Source organism: Streptomyces sp. NPDC012935 (assembly GCF_042900345.1).
Classification (GTDB): Bacteria; Actinomycetota; Actinomycetes; order Streptomycetales; family Streptomycetaceae; genus Streptomyces.
In genome coordinates this window covers 106,010-124,978 of sequence record NZ_JBIBBC010000014.1, presented here as the reverse complement: position 1 = coordinate 124,978, position 18,969 = coordinate 106,010, and the positions used below count along the sequence as shown (strand labels likewise).

Annotated in this window: 15 protein-coding genes; 14 read left to right on the top strand and 1 reads right to left on the bottom strand. The window is 68.9% G+C overall.

What is annotated here, in order from left to right; translation table 11 throughout:
* Position 1 precedes the first annotated feature (1 nt).
* The 14 genes from ACFY5C_RS29390 to recQ all read left to right on the top strand — a co-directional run bounded on the left by ACFY5C_RS29390 (position 2) and on the right by recQ (position 17,923).
* Positions 2-556, top strand: coding sequence for an NADH-quinone oxidoreductase subunit B family protein (locus tag ACFY5C_RS29390; protein WP_010041554.1), 555 nt, complete (start codon positions 2-4; stop codon positions 554-556).
* A complete protein-coding gene (locus ACFY5C_RS29385) occupies positions 553-1,314 on the top strand; it encodes an NADH-quinone oxidoreductase subunit C (RefSeq protein WP_389449439.1) in 762 nt (253 codons plus the stop codon). The genes ACFY5C_RS29390 and ACFY5C_RS29385 overlap by 4 nt, the downstream gene beginning before the upstream one ends.
* Positions 1,311-2,633, top strand: coding sequence for an NADH-quinone oxidoreductase subunit D (locus ACFY5C_RS29380; protein ID WP_328879997.1), 1,323 nt, complete (start codon positions 1,311-1,313; stop codon positions 2,631-2,633). The genes ACFY5C_RS29385 and ACFY5C_RS29380 overlap by 4 nt, the downstream gene beginning before the upstream one ends.
* Entirely contained in the window at positions 2,630-3,502 is an 873-nt protein-coding gene (nuoE, locus tag ACFY5C_RS29375) for an NADH-quinone oxidoreductase subunit NuoE (RefSeq protein WP_389449436.1), read from the top strand. The genes ACFY5C_RS29380 and nuoE overlap by 4 nt, the downstream gene beginning before the upstream one ends.
* Entirely contained in the window at positions 3,502-4,851 is a 1,350-nt protein-coding gene (gene nuoF / locus ACFY5C_RS29370; protein ID WP_389449433.1) for an NADH-quinone oxidoreductase subunit NuoF, read from the top strand. The genes nuoE and nuoF overlap by 1 nt, the downstream gene beginning before the upstream one ends.
* Positions 4,848-7,352, top strand: a complete 2,505-nt coding sequence (locus ACFY5C_RS29365) for an NADH-quinone oxidoreductase subunit G (RefSeq protein ID WP_389449430.1) — start codon at positions 4,848-4,850, stop codon at positions 7,350-7,352. Before nuoF ends, ACFY5C_RS29365 begins: the two co-directional genes overlap by 4 nt.
* Entirely contained in the window at positions 7,349-8,713 is a 1,365-nt protein-coding gene (gene nuoH, locus ACFY5C_RS29360) for an NADH-quinone oxidoreductase subunit NuoH (protein WP_389449427.1), read from the top strand. The genes ACFY5C_RS29365 and nuoH overlap by 4 nt, the downstream gene beginning before the upstream one ends.
* Positions 8,706-9,347, top strand: coding sequence for an NADH-quinone oxidoreductase subunit NuoI (gene nuoI / locus ACFY5C_RS29355; RefSeq protein ID WP_389449425.1), 642 nt, complete (start codon positions 8,706-8,708; stop codon positions 9,345-9,347). Before nuoH ends, nuoI begins: the two co-directional genes overlap by 8 nt.
* Positions 9,344-10,186 (top strand): NADH-quinone oxidoreductase subunit J, encoded by an 843-nt coding sequence (locus ACFY5C_RS29350; protein ID WP_369272783.1) that lies wholly within the window; start codon positions 9,344-9,346, stop codon positions 10,184-10,186. Before nuoI ends, ACFY5C_RS29350 begins: the two co-directional genes overlap by 4 nt.
* Positions 10,183-10,482, top strand: coding sequence for an NADH-quinone oxidoreductase subunit NuoK (nuoK, locus tag ACFY5C_RS29345; protein WP_003998919.1), 300 nt, complete (start codon positions 10,183-10,185; stop codon positions 10,480-10,482). Before ACFY5C_RS29350 ends, nuoK begins: the two co-directional genes overlap by 4 nt.
* Before the next feature lie 15 nt (positions 10,483-10,497).
* Entirely contained in the window at positions 10,498-12,411 is a 1,914-nt protein-coding gene (nuoL, locus tag ACFY5C_RS29340; RefSeq protein WP_389449422.1) for an NADH-quinone oxidoreductase subunit L, read from the top strand.
* A gap of 5 nt (positions 12,412-12,416) precedes the next feature.
* Positions 12,417-13,988, top strand: a complete 1,572-nt coding sequence (locus ACFY5C_RS29335) for an NADH-quinone oxidoreductase subunit M (protein WP_389449419.1) — start codon at positions 12,417-12,419, stop codon at positions 13,986-13,988.
* A complete protein-coding gene (gene nuoN, locus ACFY5C_RS29330; RefSeq protein ID WP_389449416.1) occupies positions 13,985-15,634 on the top strand; it encodes an NADH-quinone oxidoreductase subunit NuoN in 1,650 nt (549 codons plus the stop codon). The genes ACFY5C_RS29335 and nuoN overlap by 4 nt, the downstream gene beginning before the upstream one ends.
* A gap of 261 nt (positions 15,635-15,895) precedes the next feature.
* The gene (gene recQ, locus ACFY5C_RS29325) at positions 15,896-17,923 is read left to right on the top strand and encodes a DNA helicase RecQ (RefSeq protein ID WP_389449753.1); all 2,028 of its coding nucleotides are present in this window, start codon (positions 15,896-15,898) and stop codon (positions 17,921-17,923) included.
* A gap of 55 nt (positions 17,924-17,978) precedes the next feature.
* Here the strand turns inward: recQ and ACFY5C_RS29320 are convergent, their stop codons facing one another.
* Positions 17,979-18,917, bottom strand: a complete 939-nt coding sequence (locus tag ACFY5C_RS29320) for a M56 family metallopeptidase (protein WP_389449413.1) — start codon at positions 18,915-18,917, stop codon at positions 17,979-17,981.
* Between the last annotated feature and the right edge of the window lie 52 nt (positions 18,918-18,969).

The window sequence follows — 18,969 nt, the reverse complement described above, 5'->3', positions numbered from 1 at the left end:
CATGGGACTCGAAGAAAAGCTGCCGAGCGGATTCCTGCTGACCACCGTCGAGCAGGCCGCGGGCTGGGTGCGTAAGTCGTCCGTCTTCCCGGCCACCTTCGGCCTCGCCTGCTGTGCCATCGAGATGATGACCACCGGCGCCGGCCGCTACGACCTGGCGCGCTTCGGTATGGAGGTCTTCCGTGGCTCGCCGCGCCAGGCCGACCTGATGATCGTCGCCGGCCGGGTCAGCCAGAAGATGGCGCCGGTGCTCAGGCAGGTCTATGACCAGATGCCGAACCCCAAGTGGGTGATCTCCATGGGGGTCTGTGCCTCCTCGGGCGGCATGTTCAACAACTACGCGATCGTGCAGGGCGTCGACCACATCGTCCCGGTCGACATCTATCTCCCCGGCTGCCCGCCGCGGCCCGAGATGCTGATGGACGCCATCCTCAAGCTCCACCAGAAGATCCAGACCTCCAAGCTCGGCGTGAACGCCGAGGAGGCGGCCCGCGAGGCGGAGGAGGCGGCGCTCAAGGCCCTGCCGACGATCGAGATGAAGGGGCTGCTGCGGTGAGTGACGCGAACGGCACCAACGGCGCGAACGGGTCGAACGGGGTCAACCCCGAAAAGGACCTCTCCGCCTCCAACCTCCCCGGCCAGCGCGGCCAGGGCGGCGAGGAGATCCGCGTCCAGCGCGGCATGTTCGGCGCCAACAGCGGCGGCGACACCTCCGGCTACGGTGGCCTCGTGCGCTCGGTCCGGCTCCCGGGACCGGCGAGCCGCCCCTACGGAGGCTGGTTCGACGAGGTCGCCGACGAACTCGAGGGAGCGCTGGAGGAGCAGGGACTCCTCCCCGACAACGCCATCGAGAAGACGATCGTCGACCGCGGCGAACTCACCTTCCACATCGAACGCGAGCACCTGGTCCGCGTCGCCCGCACCTTGCGCGACGACCCGGCCCTGCGCTTCGAACTGTGCACGGGCGTCAGCGGGGTCCACTACCTCGGTGACGCGGGCCGTGAGCTGCACGCCGTGTACCACCTGCGCTCGATCACCCACAACCGGCTGATCCGCCTCGAAGTCAGCGCCCCCGACAGCGACCCGCACATCCCGTCGCTCGTCTCCGTGTATCCGACGAACGACTGGCACGAGCGCGAGACGTACGACTTCTTCGGAATCGTCTTCGACGGTCACCCCGCCCTGACGCGGATCATGATGCCGGACGACTGGCAGGGCCACCCGCAGCGCAAGGACTACCCCCTCGGCGGCATCCCCGTCGAGTACAAGGGCGCCCAGATCCCGGCTCCGGACCAGCGGAGGTCGTACTCGTGAGCACGCAGTCAGCATCCGCCCGTGAAACCACCGAGGGCACCGTATACACGGTCACCGGTGGCGACTGGGACGAGGTCGTCCAGGCCGCGGCCCGCGCCGACGACGAGCGCATCGTCCTCAACATGGGACCGCAGCACCCCTCCACCCATGGGGTGCTCCGCCTGATCCTGGAGATCGACGGCGAGACGGTCACCGAGGCCCGCTGCGGCATCGGCTATCTCCACACCGGCATCGAGAAGAACCTCGAGTACCGGACCTGGACGCAGGGCACCACGTTCGTGACGCGCATGGACTACCTGACGTCCTTCTTCAACGAGACCGCCTACTGTCTCGCCGTCGAGAAGCTCCTCGGTATCGAGGACCAGATCACCGAGCGCGCCAAGATCATTCGGGTGCTCCTGATGGAGCTGAACCGGCTCTCCTCCCACCTGGTGTGCATCGCCACCGGCGGCATGGAACTCGGCGCCACCACGATCATGATCTACGGATTCCGTGATCGTGAAATGATTCTCGACATCTACGAGCTCATCACGGGCCTGCGGATGAACCACGCGTACATCCGCCCCGGCGGACTCGCCCAGGACCTGCCGCCCGGCGCGGTGGACCACATCCGCGAGTTCGTGAAGAAGATGAAGAAGAACCTCCCGGAGTACGACAAGCTCGCCACCGGGAACCCCATCTTCAAGGCCCGCATGCAGGACATCGGCTATCTCGACCTGGCCGGCTGCATGGCCCTCGGTGCCACCGGCCCGATCCTGCGCTCCACCGGCCTGCCGCACGACCTGCGCAAGTCGCAGCCCTACTGCGACTACGAGACCTACGACTTCGAGATCCCGACCGCCGACACCTGCGACTCCTACGGTCGGTTCCTGATCCGTCTCGAAGAGATGCGCCAGTCGCTCGGGATCGTCGAGCAGTGCCTGGACCGGCTCCAGCCCGGCCCGGTCATGGTCGCCGACAAGAAGATCGCCTGGCCCGCCCAGCTCGCCCTGGGACCGGACGGGCTCGGCAACTCCCTCGACCACATCAAGAAGATCATGGGCACCTCCATGGAGGCCCTGATCCACCACTTCAAGCTGGTCACCGAGGGCTTCCGCGTCCCGCCGGGACAGGCGTACGCGGCCGTCGAGTCGCCCAAGGGCGAGCTCGGGGTGCATGCCGTCTCCGATGGCGGCACCCGCCCCTTCCGGGTCCACTTCCGTGACCCGTCCTTCACCAACCTGCAGGCCATGGCGGCGATGTGCGAGGGCGGCCAGGTCGCCGACGTCATCGTCGCCGTCGCGTCCATCGACCCCGTGATGGGAGGCGTCGACCGGTGACCACCTCTTCTTCGGAGCGGGGCGTAAGCCTGGGCATGCCCGCACTGCCCGCGCCCGGCTACCCGGACGACGTTCGAGCCCGGCTGGAGGCCGACGCGCGCGAGATCATCGCCCGCTACCCGGACTCACGGTCCGCCCTTCTGCCGTTGCTGCACCTCGTGCAGTCGGAGGAGGGCCACGTAACGCGCACCGGGATGCAGTTCTGTGCCGACGTGCTCGGCCTGACCACGGCCGAGGTCACCGCGGTCGCCACCTTCTACACGATGTACCGCCGCAAGCCCTCCGGCGACTACCAGGTGGGCGTCTGCACCAACACCCTGTGTGCGGTGATGGGCGGTGACGCGATCTTCGAGGAGCTCCAGGAGCACTTGGGCGTCGGCAACGGCGAGACCACCGACGACGGCAAGGTCACCCTGGAGCACATCGAGTGCAACGCGGCCTGCGACTTCGCGCCGGTCGTGATGGTCAACTGGGAGTTCTTCGACAACCAGAACCCCGCCAGCGCCAAGCGTCTCGTCGACGATCTGCGCGAGGGCAGGCCTGTGGAGCCGACGCGCGGGGCCCGGTTGTGCACCTTCAAGGAGACCGCGCGGATCCTGGCCGGCTTCCCCGACGAGCGGCCCGGGGCCGTCGAGGAGAGCGGCAGTGCCGGACCGGCGTCGCTGGTGGGCCTCCGCCTGGCCAGGGGAGAGGCCGCACCCGCGCGGGTGGTCCATCCACGGGACGGCGGCCCGCATCAGGAGCCGCAGGACAGGCCAGTGCACGAACCGTCGCCGGCTGAACACCTCAGCTCTCACGACGCGCCGCAGGATTCGTCCGCGTCCGACCCAGCCCACCCGGCAGGGCCTGTCGCCGAGGAGGGGGAGTGATGACGTTGGCACCCGAGCTGAAGGAAAACAGTCCCGAGAAGCTGCTCGCACCCGTGCTGTCGGCCTTCTGGGACGAGGACAGGTCCTGGACGCTGGACGTCTACCGAAGGCACGAGGGATACGAGGGCCTTCGCAAGGCGCTCGCCATGTCGCCGGACGACCTGATCGCGTACGTCAAGGACTCCGGTCTGCGCGGGCGCGGCGGCGCGGGATTCCCGACGGGAATGAAATGGCAGTTCATTCCCCAGGGTGATGGAAAACCGCACTATCTAGTTGTCAATGCCGACGAATCGGAGCCCGGAACCTGCAAGGACATTCCGCTCCTCTTCGCGAACCCGCATAGCCTCATCGAGGGCATGATCATCGCGTGTTATGCCATCAGGTCGTCGCATGCCTTCATCTATCTGCGCGGTGAAGTCGTCCCTGTGCTGCGGCGGTTGCACTCGGCCGTGAGCGAGGCCTATGCGGCCGGCTACCTCGGCGAGAACATCCTCGGTAGTGGCCTCGATCTCGAACTCACCGTGCACGCGGGCGCGGGCGCGTACATCTGCGGTGAGGAGACCGCACTGCTCGACTCGCTCGAAGGCCGCCGTGGTCAGCCGCGGCTCCGTCCCCCCTTCCCAGCGGTGGCAGGTCTCTACGCCTGCCCGACTGTTGTGAACAACGTCGAGTCGATCGCGTCGGTTCCCGCGATCGTGAACCGGGGCAAGGACTGGTTCCGGTCGATGGGCAGCGAGAAGTCCCCGGGCTTCACGCTCTACTCGCTCAGCGGCCATGTCTCCAACCCCGGCCAGTACGAGGCCCCGCTCGGGATCACGCTCCGCCAGCTGCTGGAGATGAGCGGTGGGATGCGGCCCGGGCACCGCCTGAAGTTCTGGACACCGGGCGGCTCCTCGACGCCGATGTTCACCGACGAGCACCTCGACGTCCCTCTTGACTACGAAGGAGTGGGCGCCGCGGGTTCCATGCTCGGTACGAAAGCTCTCCAGTGCTTCGACGAGACGACCTGTGTCGTGCGCGCCGTCACCCGCTGGACCGAGTTCTACGCCCACGAGTCCTGCGGCAAGTGCACGCCCTGCCGCGAAGGCACCTACTGGCTCGTGCAGTTGCTGCGTGACATCGAGGCCGGCAAGGGCGTCATGTCCGACCTCGACAAGCTGAACGACATCGCCGACAACATCAACGGCAAGTCCTTCTGCGCCCTCGGCGACGGTGCCGCCTCGCCGATCTTCTCCTCGCTGAAGTACTTCCGTGAGGAGTACGAGCAGCACATCACGGGCCGCGGCTGCCCGTTCGACCCGGCCAAGTCGACGGCCTGGGCCGACCACCGCACGGAGGTGAACGCATGACTGTGACCACCAGCGCTCCCTCCGGAGGGGGAGAGGCGGCGGTCCCGCCGGAAGATCTCGTGTCGCTGACGATCGACGGCGCCGAGATCAGCGTGCCGAAGGGCACCCTGGTCATCCGGGCCGCCGAGCAACTCGGCATCGAGATTCCGCGCTTCTGCGACCACCCCCTGCTCGACCCGGCCGGCGCCTGCCGGCAGTGCATCGTCGAGGTCGAGGGCCAGCGCAAGCCGATGGCTTCCTGCACGATCACGTGCACGGACGGCATGGTCGTGAAGACCCACCTGACCTCGCAGGCCGCGGAGAAGGCCCAGAAGGGTGTGATGGAGCTCCTGCTCATCAACCACCCGCTGGACTGCCCGGTCTGCGACAAGGGCGGCGAGTGCCCGCTGCAGAACCAGGCCATGTCGCACGGGCACGCCGAGTCCCGCTTCGAGGGCCGGAAGCGGACGTACGAGAAGCCCGTCCCGATCTCCACGCAGGTGCTGCTCGACCGCGAGCGGTGCGTGCTGTGCGCCCGCTGCACCCGGTTCTCCAACCAGGTCGCGGGCGACCCGATGATCGAGCTGATCGAGCGCGGCGCGCTCCAGCAGGTCGGCACCGGTGAGGGCGACCCCTTCGAGTCCTACTTCTCCGGCAACACCATCCAGATCTGCCCGGTCGGGGCGCTGACCTCGGCGGCGTACCGATTCCGCTCCCGCCCCTTCGACCTGGTGTCCTCGCCGAGTGTCTGCGAGCACTGCTCCGGCGGCTGCGCCACGCGCACCGACCACCGGCGCGGCAAGGTCATGCGGCGGCTGGCCGCCAACGACCCCGAGGTCAACGAGGAGTGGATCTGCGACAAGGGGCGGTTCGGGTTCCGGTACGCGCAGCAGCGCGACCGGCTCCAGACGCCTCTGGTGCGCAACGCCGAGGGTGACCTCGAGCCGGCTTCCTGGCCGGAGGCGCTGCAGATCGCGGCCCAGGGACTGCTCGCCTCCCGCGGCCGGACCGGCGTGCTGACCGGCGGCCGTCTCACCGTCGAGGACGCCTACGCGTACAGCAAGTTCGCGCGCGTGGCGCTCGACACCAACGACATCGACTTCCGCGCGCGCAGGCACAGCAGCGAGGAGGCCGACTTCCTCGCGGCGCGGGTCGCGGGTCACGGCCGCGACCTCGACGGTACGGGCGTCACGTACACCGCCGTGGAGAAGGCGCCGGCCGTCCTGCTGGCCGGGTTCGAGGCCGAGGAGGAGGCGCCCGGCATCTTCCTGCGGCTGCGCAAGGCCTGGCGCAAGCACGGCCAGAAGGTCTTCTCGCTCGCCACGCACGCCACGCGCGGACTGGAGAAGGCCGGCGGCACCCTGCTGCCCGCCGCCCCCGGCACCGAGACGGAGTGGCTGGACGCGCTCGCCGGCGGGGTCGGCCTGGACGAGGCCGGGGCGAAGGCCTCCGAGGCGCTGCGCACCGAGGGCGCGGTGATCGTCGTCGGCGAGCGGCTGGCCGGTGTGGCGGGCGGGCTCACCGCCGCCGTACGGGCCGCGTCCGCGACCGGTGCCCAGCTGGTGTGGATCCCGCGGCGGGCGGGGGAGCGCGCTGCCGTGGAGGTGGGCGCGCTGCCGTCGCTGCTGCCGGGCGGACGTCCCGCGACCGACCCACGCGCGCGTGAGGAGGTCGCTGCCGTCTGGGGAGTCGCCGAACTCCCACACCGCTACGGCCGCGACACCGGCCAGATCGTCGAGGCCGCCGCGACCGGCGAACTCCAGGCCCTGCTGGTCGCGGGCGTCGAGGTCGCCGACCTGCCCGACCCGGCACGCGCGCGTGAGGCGCTCGGCGAGGTCGGCTTCGTGGTGTCGCTGGAGCTGCGGCCCGGCGAGGTGACCGAGCTCGCCGATGTCGTGCTGCCGGTCGCGGCGGTCGCCGAGAAGGCCGGCACCTTCCTCAACTGGGAGGGCCGGGTGCGCTTCTTCGAGGCTGCGCTCAAGCCCGACCAGATGACCCGCCGCCTGGCCCCGACCGACGCGCGCGTGCTGCAGATGCTGGCGGACGCCATGGACGTACACCTGGGCCTGCCGGATCTGCGCACCACGCGCGCGGAGATCGACCGGCTCGGCGCCTGGGACGGACCGCGGGGCACCGACCCCCTGGAGATCGCGGCCCAGTTGCCCAGGCCGGCCGCCGGAGAGGCAGTTCTCGCCGGGCACCGGCTGCTGCTCGACCAAGGCCTTCTCCAGCAGGGCGACGAGGCACTCGCCGGCACCCGGCACGCCGCCCACGCGCGCCTGTCGGCCGCCACGGCCGCCGAGGCCGGCGTGAAGGACGGCGACGTCCTGGCCGTGACCGGGCCCGCCGGAGTCACCGAACTGCCGCTGCAGATCACGGAGATGCCCGACCGGGTGGTGTGGCTCCCGCTGAACTCCGTGGGGGCCGGCGTCGCCTCCGACACCGGGGCGCTGCCCGGCTCACTCGTCCGCATCGGCCCGGCGACGCTCGCGTCCGAGGCCCCCGAGGAGGTGGAGGCATGAGCCCTTTCCTCGCCGCTGAAGACCTCTCGATGTTCGGCCGCGACCCCTGGTGGCTGGTCGTCATCAAGGCGGTCTTCTGCTTCGCCTTCCTGATGGTGACCGTGCTGTTCTCCATCGTCTGGGAGCGCAAGGTCGTCGCCTGGATGCAGCTGCGCATCGGCCCCAACCGGCACGGCCCCTGGGGCATGCTCCAGTCGCTCGCCGACGGCATCAAGCTGATGCTCAAGGAAGACGTCATCGTCAAACGCGCGGACAAGGTCGTCTACGTCCTCGCACCGATCGTCGCGGCCATCCCGGCCTTCATGGCGATCGCGGTGATCCCCTTCGGCCCGGCCGGCAACGAGATCTCGATCTTCGGCCAGCGCACCACGATGCAGCTCACCGACCTGCCGATCGCGATGCTCTACATCCTCGCGGTCGCCTCGGTCGGCATCTACGGCATCGTCCTCGCGGGTTGGAGTTCCGGCTCCACCTACCCGCTGCTCGGTGGCCTGCGTTCCTGCGCGCAGATGATCTCGTACGAGATCGCGATGGGCGCGGCCTTCGCCTCGGTGTTCCTCTACTCCGGGTCGATGTCGACCTCGGCGATCGTCGAGGCGCAGCAGGACCGCTGGTACATCGTGCTGCTGCCGGTCTCGTTCCTGATCTACATCGTGACGATGGTCGGCGAGACCAACCGCGCCCCCTTCGACATGCCGGAGTCCGAGGGCGACCTGGTCGGCGGGTTCAACACCGAGTACTCGTCGATCAAGTTCGCGATGTTCATGCTCGCCGAGTACGTGAACATGGTGACGGTCTCGGCGGTGTCCGTGACGCTCTTCCTGGGCGGCTGGCGGGCCCCGTATCCGGTCAGCACCTTCTGGGAGGGCGCGAACCACGGCTGGTGGCCGCTCCTCTGGTTCGTGATCAAGGTCCAGTTGCTGCTCTTCTTCTTCATCTGGCTGCGCGGCACGCTGCCCCGCGTCCGCTACGACCAGTTGATGAAGCTCGGCTGGAAGGTCCTCATCCCGGTCTCCGTGGTCTGGCTGATGCTCGTCGCGACGGTGCGGACCCTCCGGAACGAGAACTACGACTTCGCCGACATCGCCCTCTACGTCGGCGGCGGCGTCCTCGCGCTGCTCCTGCTCTCCTTCGTCGCGGACATGTTCCGCGACCGGGCGAAGACGGCCGAGCGAACCGTCGAGGAACCCGCCGACTTCGACGCGATGGCGGGCGGATTCCCCGTACCGCCACTGCCCGGACAGGAAGTTCCGCCGGTGCCGCGGCGCCGCCCGCGCCGCGAGCGGGAGCTGATTGTCAGTGGTGGGCCCGATACTCAGAGTGATGGATCTCTGGATGGAAAGGAGGCGTCCGATGGCTGAGGAGCCCAAGGAGACCAAGCCCGGTTTCCAGAACCCCGTGGCCGGCTTCGGCGTGACCTTCAAGGCCATGTTCAAGAAGCGGCTGACCGAGCAGTACCCGGAGGAGCAGAAGACCACCGCTCCCCGCTTCCACGGACGGCACCAGCTCAACCGCCATCCGGACGGCCTGGAGAAGTGCGTCGGCTGCGAGCTGTGCGCCTGGGCCTGCCCCGCCGACGCCATCTATGTGGAGGGCGCCGACAACACCGACGAGGAGCGCTACTCGCCGGGCGAGCGGTACGGCCGCGTCTACCAGATCAACTACGCCCGCTGCATCCTGTGCGGCCTGTGCATCGAGGCGTGCCCCACGCGCGCGCTCACGATGACCAACGAGTTCGAGCTCGCGGACTCCAGCCGCGCCAACCTCATCTACACCAAGGAGCAGCTGCTCGCCGGACTCGAGGACGGCATGGTCGACAGCCCCCATGCCATCTACCCGGGCACGGACGAGCAGGACTACTACCGGGGTCTGGTGACGGAGGCCGCGCCGGGCACGACCCAGCAGGTCGCGCTCTCCAAGGGAGAGGTCCCGCAGGAGGCGGACTCGACCTTCGGCGAGGACGAACCGGCGTCCGAGAAGGTGATCGGGCGATGACCGAGCAACTCGCCGCCTACTCCACCTCCACCGGAGAGGCCTTCCAGTTCTGGGTCCTCGGCACCGTCGCCGTGATCGGCGCCCTGTGCACCGTCTTCATGAAGAAGGCCGTGCACAGCGCGCTCTGTCTCGCCGGGACCATGATCATCCTGGCGGTCTTCTACCTCGCCAACGGCGCCTACTTCCTGGGCATCGTGCAGATCGTCGTCTACACCGGCGCGATCATGATGCTGTTCCTGTTCGTGGTGATGCTGGTCGGCGTCACGGCTGCGGACTCCCTGAAGGAGACCATCAAGGGCCAGCGCTGGCTGGCCCTTCTGTGTGGCCTGGGCTTCGGCATCCTGCTGATCGGCGGTATCGGCAACGCCTCGATCACGGAGTTCAACGGTCTCGCCCAGGCGAACGCGAACGGCAATGTGGAGGGCCTCGCCGCCCTGATCTTCACCAAGTACGTCTTCGCCTTCGAGATCACCGGCGCCCTGCTGATCACGGCCGCCATCGGTGCCATGGTGCTCACGCACCGCGAGCGCACCGAGCGTGCCAAGACCCAGCGCGAGATGTCCGAGGAGCGCGTCCGCGAAGGCAAGCACGTCCCGCCGCTGCCGGCCCCCGGCGTGTACGCCCGCCACAACGCGGTCGACATCGCGGGCCTCCTGCCCGACGGCACGCCGTCCGACCTCACGGTCAGCAAGACGCTGCGCGAGCGCGGCCAGATCCGTGACGTGTCCACCGAGGCGCTCAACGACCTGCGGGCGCTTGAACAGCGCGCGGAGGAACGGCTGGAGCGGACCGCGATCGAGCCGTCGACCTTCAAGCGGCCCGAGGAGGCGTCGAAGTGAACCCGGTCAACTACCTCTACCTCGCCGCCCTGTTGTTCACGATCGGCGCCACCGGCGTACTGATCAGGCGCAACGCGATCGTCGTCTTCATGTGCATCGAGCTCATGCTCAACGCGTGCAACCTCACGCTCGTGGCCTTCTCACGGATGCACGGCAATCTCGACGGCCAGATCATCGCCTTCTTCACGATGGTCGTCGCCGCCGCGGAGGTTGTCGTCGGGCTCGCGATCATCGTGTCGCTGTTCCGTTCCCGCCACTCGGCCTCGGTCGACGACGCCAGCCTGATGAAGCTCTAAGGGGTCGGAAGAATCGTGGAGAACCTGATTGCGCTGCTGATCGCGGCGCCATTGCTCGGAGCGGCCCTCCTGTTGTGCGGCGGCCGGCGTCTCGACGCCGTCGGACAGTGGATCGGCACGCTCCTGTCGTTCGTCTCCTTCGTCTTCGGCGTCATCCTCTTCGCCGATCTGCTGGGCAAGGACGCCGAGAGCCGGACCGTCACCCAGCACCTGTACAGCTGGATCCCGGTCGAGGGCTTCCAGGCGGACGTAGCCTTCCGCCTCGATCAGCTGTCGATCACGTTCGTGCTGCTGATCACCGGCGTCGGCTCACTGATCCACCTGTACTCGGTCGGGTACATGGAGCACGACGAGCGGCGCCGCCGCTTCTTCGGCTATCTGAACCTGTTCCTCGCGGCGATGCTGCTGCTCGTCCTCGCCGACAACTACCTGCTGCTGTACGTCGGCTGGGAGGGCGTCGGTCTCGCCTCCTACCTGCTGATCGGCTTCTGGCAGCACAAGCCCAGCGCCGCCACGGCCGCGAAGAAGGCGTTCCTGGTCAACCGCGTCGGCGACATGGGCCTGTCGATCGCGATCATGCTGATGTTCCTCTGGTTCGGCACCTTCGCCTTCGGACCGGTGCTCGGCACCGGCGAGGAGGCGGGGCTCGCCGCCGACACCAGCGAGGGCAGGCTCACCGCCATCGGCCTGATGCTGCTGCTCGCCGCCTGCGGCAAGTCCGCCCAGGTGCCGCTGCAGTCCTGGCTCGGGGACGCGATGGAGGGCCCGACCCCGGTCTCGGCCCTCATCCACGCCGCGACGATGGTGACCGCGGGCGTCTACCTGATCGTCCGCTCGGGCGCCATCTTCAACGCGGCGCCCGATGCACAACTGGTCGTCACCATCGTCGGCGCCGTCACGCTCCTCTTCGGTGCGATCGTCGGTTGCGCGAAGGACGACATCAAGAAGGCGCTGGCCGGCTCGACCATGTCGCAGATCGGCTACATGGTCCTCGCCGCGGGCCTCGGCCCCATCGGCTACGTCTTCGCGATCATGCACCTGGTGACGCACGGCTTCTTCAAGGCCGGACTGTTCCTCGGCGCCGGTTCGGTCATGCACGGCATGAACGACGAGGTGGACATGCGCAAGTACGGCGCCCTGCGCAAGTACATGCCGGTCACCTTCGTCACCTTCGGCCTCGGCTACCTCGCGATCATCGGCTTCCCGGGCCTTTCCGGCTTCTTCTCCAAGGACAAGATCATCGAGGCGGCGTTCGCCAAGGGCGGCACCGAGGGCTGGATCCTCGGCGGCTGCGCACTGCTGGGCGCGGCCATCACGGCGTACTACATGACGCGCGTGATGCTGATGACGTTCTTCGGCGAGAAGCGCTGGCAGCCCGACGAGAAGGGCAACGAGCCGCACCCGCACGAGTCGCCCAAGGTCATGACGATCCCCATGATCGTGCTGGCCGTCGGGTCGGTGGCCGCCGGTGGGTTCTTCAGCATCGGCGAACGCTTCGTGCACTGGCTGGAGCCCATCACCGGGTTCGAACACGGCCACCCGCCGATCAGCGCGGGAGTCGTCACCGGCGCGACGGTCGCGTGCATGGTCATCGGCGTCGCCATCGCCTATGGCCAGTACGGCCGCCGGCCGGTCCCGGTCGTCGCCCCGCGCGGGTCGCTGCTCACCCGGGCCGCCCGGCGCGACCTGCTCCAGGACGACTTCAACCACGTCGTCCTCGTGCGCGGCGGCGAACACCTCACGCGCTCCCTGGTGTACGTCGACCACACCCTGGTCGACGGCGTCGTCAACGGCACGGCGGCCTCGGTCGGCGGTCTGTCCGGACGGATGCGCAAGCTCCAGAACGGCTTCGCGCGGTCGTACGCGGTCTCGATGTTCGGCGGTGCGGCGGTCCTCATCGCCGCGACCCTGCTGATGAGGGCGGTCTGATACCGATGTCCTTTCCTCTGCTGACAGCTACGGCGGCGCTCCCGGCGATCGGGGCGATCGCCACGGCCGCCGTACCGGCCGCCCGGCGCACCGCCGCCAAGTGGCTGGCGCTGCTCTTCTCGCTCGCCACACTCGCCCTCGCGATCACCGTCCTGGTTCGCTTCGACCCGGGCGGCGACCGCTACCAGCTCACTGAGTCCCACGCCTGGATCGCGGAGTTCGGGGTCCGCTACGAACTCGGTGTGGACGGCATCGCGGTGGCGCTGATCGCGCTGACGGCGCTACTGATGCCGTTCATCATCCTCGCGGGCTGGCACGACGCCGACCCGCTGGAGACCGGCAGCAGGCGCTGGCGGCCCACGCAGGGCTTCTTCGCCCTGATCCTGGCCGTCGAGGCGATGGTGATCCTCTCCTTCGAGGCCACCGACGTCTTCCTCTTCTACATCTTCTTCGAAGCCATGCTCATCCCGATGTACTTCCTCATCGGCGGCTTCGGGGACCGTGCCCACGAGCACGGCGAAAAGGTGGCGTCCACGCAACGGTCGTACGCCGCAGTGAAGTTCCTGCTCTACAACCTGGTCGGCGGTCTGATCATGCTGGCCGCGGTGATCGGCCTGTACGTGGTCGCCGGGAACTTCAGCCTCCAGGAGATCGCCGAGGCCCGCGCCAACGGCACGCTCGACATGGCGACGAACACCGAACGCTGGCTGTTCCTCGGCTTCTTCTTCGCCTTCGCGGTGAAGGCGCCGCTGTGGCCGCTGCACACCTGGCTGCCCAACGCGATGGGGGAGGCCACCGCACCGGTCGCCGTCCTCATCACCGCGGTGGTCGACAAGGTGGGCACCTTCGCGATGCTCCGCTTCTGCCTCCAGCTGTTCCCGGAGGCGAGCAAGTGGGCGACGCCGGCGATCCTCGTACTGGCGCTGATCAGCATCATCTACGGGGCCCTGCTCGCGGTCGGGCAGCGGGACATCAAGCGGCTGGTGGCCTACGCGTCGATCTCCCACTTCGGCTTCATCATCATGGGCATCTTCGCGATGACCAGCCAGGGCCAGTCCGGCGCGACGCTGTACATGGTCAACCACGGTATTTCCACGGCCGCGTTGATGCTGGTGGCCGGATTCCTGATCTCGCGGCGCGGGTCGCGGCTCATCGCCGACTACGGCGGTGTGCAGAAGGTGGCGCCGGTGCTGGCAGGCACCTTCCTGATCGGCAGTCTTGCAACCCTGTCGCTGCCGGGCCTTGCGCCCTTCGTCAGTGAATTCCTCGTCCTGGTCGGCACGTTCACGCGCTATCCGGTGATCGGAATCATCGCCACCTTCGGCATCGTGCTCGCCGCGCTCTACACGCTCGTCCTCTACCAGCGGACGATGACGGGCCCGGTGAAGGCGGAGGTCTCCACGATGCCCGACCTCAGGGTGCGCGAACTCGTGGTCGTCGCTCCGCTGGTCGCACTGCTGATCTTCCTGGGCGTCTACCCGAAGCCCGTCACGGACATCGTCAACCCGGCGGTCAAGCAGACCATGTCCGACGTACAGAAGAAGGACCCCCAGCCCGAGGTGGAGGCGGCCAAGTGAGCGCATCAGCTGTCCACAGCCTGTGGACAACCGCGGCCGATCCGATCTCGAAGATCGACCCGCCGAAGATCGAGTACGGACAATTGTCGCCTACCTTGATCATCGTCGGAGCGGCGATCGTCGGGGTACTGATCGAGGCGGTCGTCCCGCGCAAGTCCCGTTACTACGCGCAGGTGTTCGTCTGTGTCGTGGCGCTCGTCGCCGCCTTCGCCGCGGTCGTGGCGCTCGCGGCCGGCGGTTACGCCACGACCAAGGCGGGCATCGCCGCGATGGGCGCTATCGCCGTCGACGGACCGGCCCTCTTCCTGCAGGGCACGATCCTGCTGGCGGGCCTGGTCGGCCTGTTCACGTTCGCCGAGCGGCGACTCGACCCGGAGGCACACGGCAACCGGGTCGACTCCTTCGCCGCGCAGGCCGCGTCCGTGCCGGGCAGCGACAGCGAGAAGGCCGCGGTGAAGGCCGGGTTCACCACCACCGAGGTGTTCCCGCTGCTGATGTTCGCGGTCGCGGGCATGCTGATCTTCCCCGCGGCGAACGACCTGCTGACGCTGTTCATCGCGCTGGAGGTCCTCTCGCTCCCGCTGTACCTGATGTGCGCGCTGGCCCGCCGCAAGCGGCTCATGTCGCAGGAGGCCGCGGTCAAGTACTTCCTGCTGGGCGCCTTTGCGTCCGCGTTCACGCTGTTCGGCATCGCGCTGCTGTACGGATACGCGGGTTCCGTGTCGTACGCGACGATCGCGCAGGTCGTCGACGGTACGGTGCCGGACGTCACTCCGGCGCTCGCGGACACGATGGGCAACGACGCGCTGCTGCTCGTCGGCGCCGCGATGATCGTCATGGGCCTGCTGTTCAAGGTGGGCGCGGTGCCGTTCCACATGTGGACGCCCGACGTCTACCAGGGCGCACCGACGCCCGTGACCGGGTTCATGGCGGCGGCGACGAAGGTGGCGGCGTTCGGTGCGCTGCTCCGCATCCTCTACGTCGTGCTGCCCGGCCTGCGCTGGGACTGGCGGCCGGTCATGTGGGGCGTCGCGATCGTCACCATGCTGGGCGGTGCGATCGTCGCGATCACGCAGACCGACATCAAGCGGCTGCTGGCGTACTCGTCGATCGCGCACGCGGGCTTCATCCTCGCGGGTGTCATCGCGACCACGCCGGACGGGGTGTCGTCCGTCCTGTTCTACCTGGCGGCGTACTCGTTCGTGACGATCGGGGCGTTCGCGGTGGTGACGCTGGTACGCGACGCCGGCGGTGAGGCGACGCACCTGTCCAAGTGGGCCGGTCTGGGCCGTCGTTCACCCATGGTCGCGGCCGTGTTCGCGGTGTTCCTGCTGGCCTTCGCCGGTATCCCGCTGACCTCGGGCTTCGCCGGTAAGTTCGCCGTGTTCAAGGCGGCGGCGGAGGGCGGGGCGGGCCCGCTGGTCGTGGTCGGTGTGATCTCGTCCGCGATCGCGGCGTTCTTCTACATCCGCGTGATCGTCCTGATGTTCTTCAGCGAGCCGCACCCGGAGGGGCCGACGGTGGCCGTTCCGTCGCCCCTGACGATCACGGCGATCGGTGTGGGCGTGGCGGTCACGCTGGTACTGGGTGTGGCGCCGCAGTACTTCCTGGATCTGGCCGGCAACGCGGGGGTGTTCGTGCGCTGACCTGGCGCACGCCTGCACGGCGGTGGCCCGGCACCCCTCGGGGGGATGCCGGGCCACTGTGATGTGGTGGGGCGCGGGATGCGGTTGGGGCCCGGATGTGGTGGGGCCCGCGATCTGGTGGGTCCACCCTTGCCAATAGCTCTGAGCTATCGCTCGCTCACGTACGGGTGAACGGTGGGCCTGTGGATAACTCCGGCGCTGTCGGTGGCGACCCCTATCGTGGAGGCAGTGGTCGAGGGTCGACGTACGGGGGACATGGCGATGGGTGCGACGGGCGGGATCAGCGAGATGCCAAGGGTGAGCGAGGTGGCACAGGCCGGTGACGGCGAGGTGCTTGCCGCGCTGCAGCGGGTCTTCGGGTACGAGGCCTTCCGCGGCGAGCAGGAAGCCGTCATCGAGCATGTGGTGGCCGGCGGGGATGCCGTCGTGCTCATGCCGACCGGCGGGGGCAAGTCGCTGTGCTACCAGATCCCGTCCCTGGTCAGACCGGGCACCGGCATCGTCGTCTCCCCGCTCATCGCCCTGATGCAGGACCAGGTGGACGCGCTGCGGGCGCTCGGCGTGCGCGCCGGGTTCATCAACTCCACGCAGGACTTCGACGAGCGGCGCGTGGTGGAGGCGGAGTTCCTCGCGGGCGAGCTGGACCTGCTCTACCTGGCGCCGGAGCGGCTGCGGGTCGAGTCGACCCTGGACCTGCTGTCGCGCGGCAAGATCGCCGTGTTCGCCATCGACGAGGCGCACTGCGTGTCCCAGTGGGGGCATGACTTCCGCCCGGACTATCTGGCCCTGTCACTGCTGGGCGAGCGCTGGCCGGACGTCCCGCGCATCGCGCTGACAGCGACGGCCACGCACGCGACGCACCAGGAGATCACCCAGCGGCTGAACATGCCGAGTGCCCGGCACTTCGTGGCGAGCTTCGACCGGCCCAACATCCAGTACCGGATCGTGCCGAAGGCGGACCCGAAGAAGCAGCTGCTGAGCTTCCTGCGCGAGGAACACGCGGGTGACGCCGGCATCGTGTACTGCCTGTCGCGGAAGTCCGTGGAGGCGACGGCCGAGTTCCTGAGCCGCAACGGCATCGAGGCGGTGCCGTACCACGCCGGCCTGGACGCGGGCACGCGTGCGGCGCACCAGTCGCGGTTCCTGCGGGAGGAGGGGCTGGTCGTGGTGGCGACCATCGCCTTCGGGATGGGCATCGACAAGCCGGACGTCCGGTTCGTCGCCCACCTCGACCTGCCCAAGTCGGTCGAGGGCTACTACCAGGAGACGGGCCGCGCCGGCCGCGACGGACTCCCCTCCACGGCCTGGATGGCCTACGGCCTCAATGACGTCATACAACAGCGCAAGCTGATCCAGTCTGGCGAGGGCGACGAGGCGTTCCGGCGCCGGGCGGCCGCGCACCTGGACGCGATGCTGGCGCTCTGCGAGACCGCGCAGTGCCGACGTGGTCAGCTGCTCGCCTACTTCGGCCAGGACCCCGATCCGACGGGCTGCGGCAACTGCGATACCTGCCTGACGCCGCCGGAGACCTGGGACGGCACCATCGCGGCGCAGAAGGTGCTGTCGACAGTGGTACGGCTGCAGCGTGAGCGGGGGCAGAAGTTCGGGGCGCTGCAGATCGTCGACATTCTGCTGGGGCGGCGCACCGGCAAGGTGATCCAGTTCGATCACGACCAGCTGTCCGTTTTCGGTATCGGCGAGGAGCTGGGCGAGGGCGAATGGCGGGGCGTCATCCGCCAGTTGCTGGCACAGGGGCTGCTCGCGGTAGAGGGCGAGTACGGCACGCTCGTGCTGACCGAGGCGAGCGGGACGGTGCTGCGGCGGGAGCGGGAGGTGCCGCTGCGCAAGGAGCCCAAGAAGCCGGCGACTTCGCGGTCGGCGTCGGGTACCGCCGGGTCCGGGCGCGGAGAGCGCAAGGCGAAGGCCGCGGTGGCCGAGCTGCCGGAGGCGCTGGTGCCGGCCTTCGAGGCGCTGCGGGCCTGGCGTGCCGAGCAGGCTCGGGAGCAGGGGGTCCCGGCGTATGTGATCTTCCACGACGCGACGTTGCGGGAGATCGTGACCGTGTGGCCCGCGTCCGTGCGTGAGCTCGGGAGCGTCGGCGGAGTCGGTGAGAAGAAGCTGGCCACGTACGGAGAGGGCGTGCTCGAAGTGCTGACCTCGGTGCGCGAGTCCGGTGCGGGGGCGACGGCCGGGACGGCGGCCGGGGCGAATCCTGGTCCTGGGACCCATGACGGGGCGGACGACTGGCCCGAAATGGAGCCGGAGCCCGAGCCGGAGGACTGGGCCTAGGAAGGGCCACCAGCGAGTGTGAGCGCTCGCCGGGGGCGAATCGCCTGGCTGACGGTCAGCTCAACGCCGTCAGCCCTGGAGCGAACGTGATCAGAAGCGGGAGCAGGGGCACCAGCGCCGCCAGCGTCGTGGTGAGGGCCCGGTTGCGACGGTCCAGGCGTGGGGGTGGCTGCAGGAGGCGGTTGACGCGTTCGCCCAGGAGGCGGTTGGTGGACGCGCAGGACAGGACGCCCCGGTGCTGGTTGAGCTCGATCAGGGCGAGCGCCGTCGTCAGGTGACCGCAGCGGCGGGAGGCCGTGTCGTCGGCGGCCAGTTCGACCAGGCGGTGCGTCTGGTCGCAGAAGTGGGCGAACAACGGGATGTGGGGGAATCCGGTGGCAAGCGCGGTCGAGAGGTGCAGCAACCAGTCGTGGTGGGCCCGGGCGTGGCCACGCTCGTGGGTGAGGACGGCGTCCAGTTGGTGGTCGGTCAGTCGGTGCAGGGCGCCCGTGGTGATGATCAGCTGGGGCGGGCTGCCGGGCATCCACCAGGCGTCGGGGTACTCGTCCTCCAGCACCAGCAGCGGGCCCCGCGCCGCGCCGAGGCCGGCTGGCAGGTCGGGGGCGCGTTCGAGCAGGTGGGCCCTGGCCTGGCCGCGCCGCCGACGGGCCTCGACGAGCTCGCGCGCCAGCATCGCGGTCGTCCAGGCGGCACCGCCGGCCAGCAGCAGGGTGAGAGCCACCGCCCAGGTGGGCGCGGCCGAAAGGTCGTACGCCTCGGTCACCGACGGCGGCGCCGGAGCGAAGAGCTGGGCGCGTACCGTGCCGAAGACGGCGGCGGTGCCCAGGGCCAGGGCCGTCAGGCAGCACAGCAGGACCGTGGCGACCAGGCACTGCCACGCCCAGAGCGCGACCACGGGTTCCCGTTCGGGCCAGGAGGCCCGGGTCAGCGCCTGGGGGACGGGTACGGCGGCCGTCAGAGCGACGATGCTCAACAGGAGCAGGCAGACGGTCATGCCAAGGGCTCCGGATCCTGGTCAGGGAAGGTGCGGGGGCGGTAGTACGGGG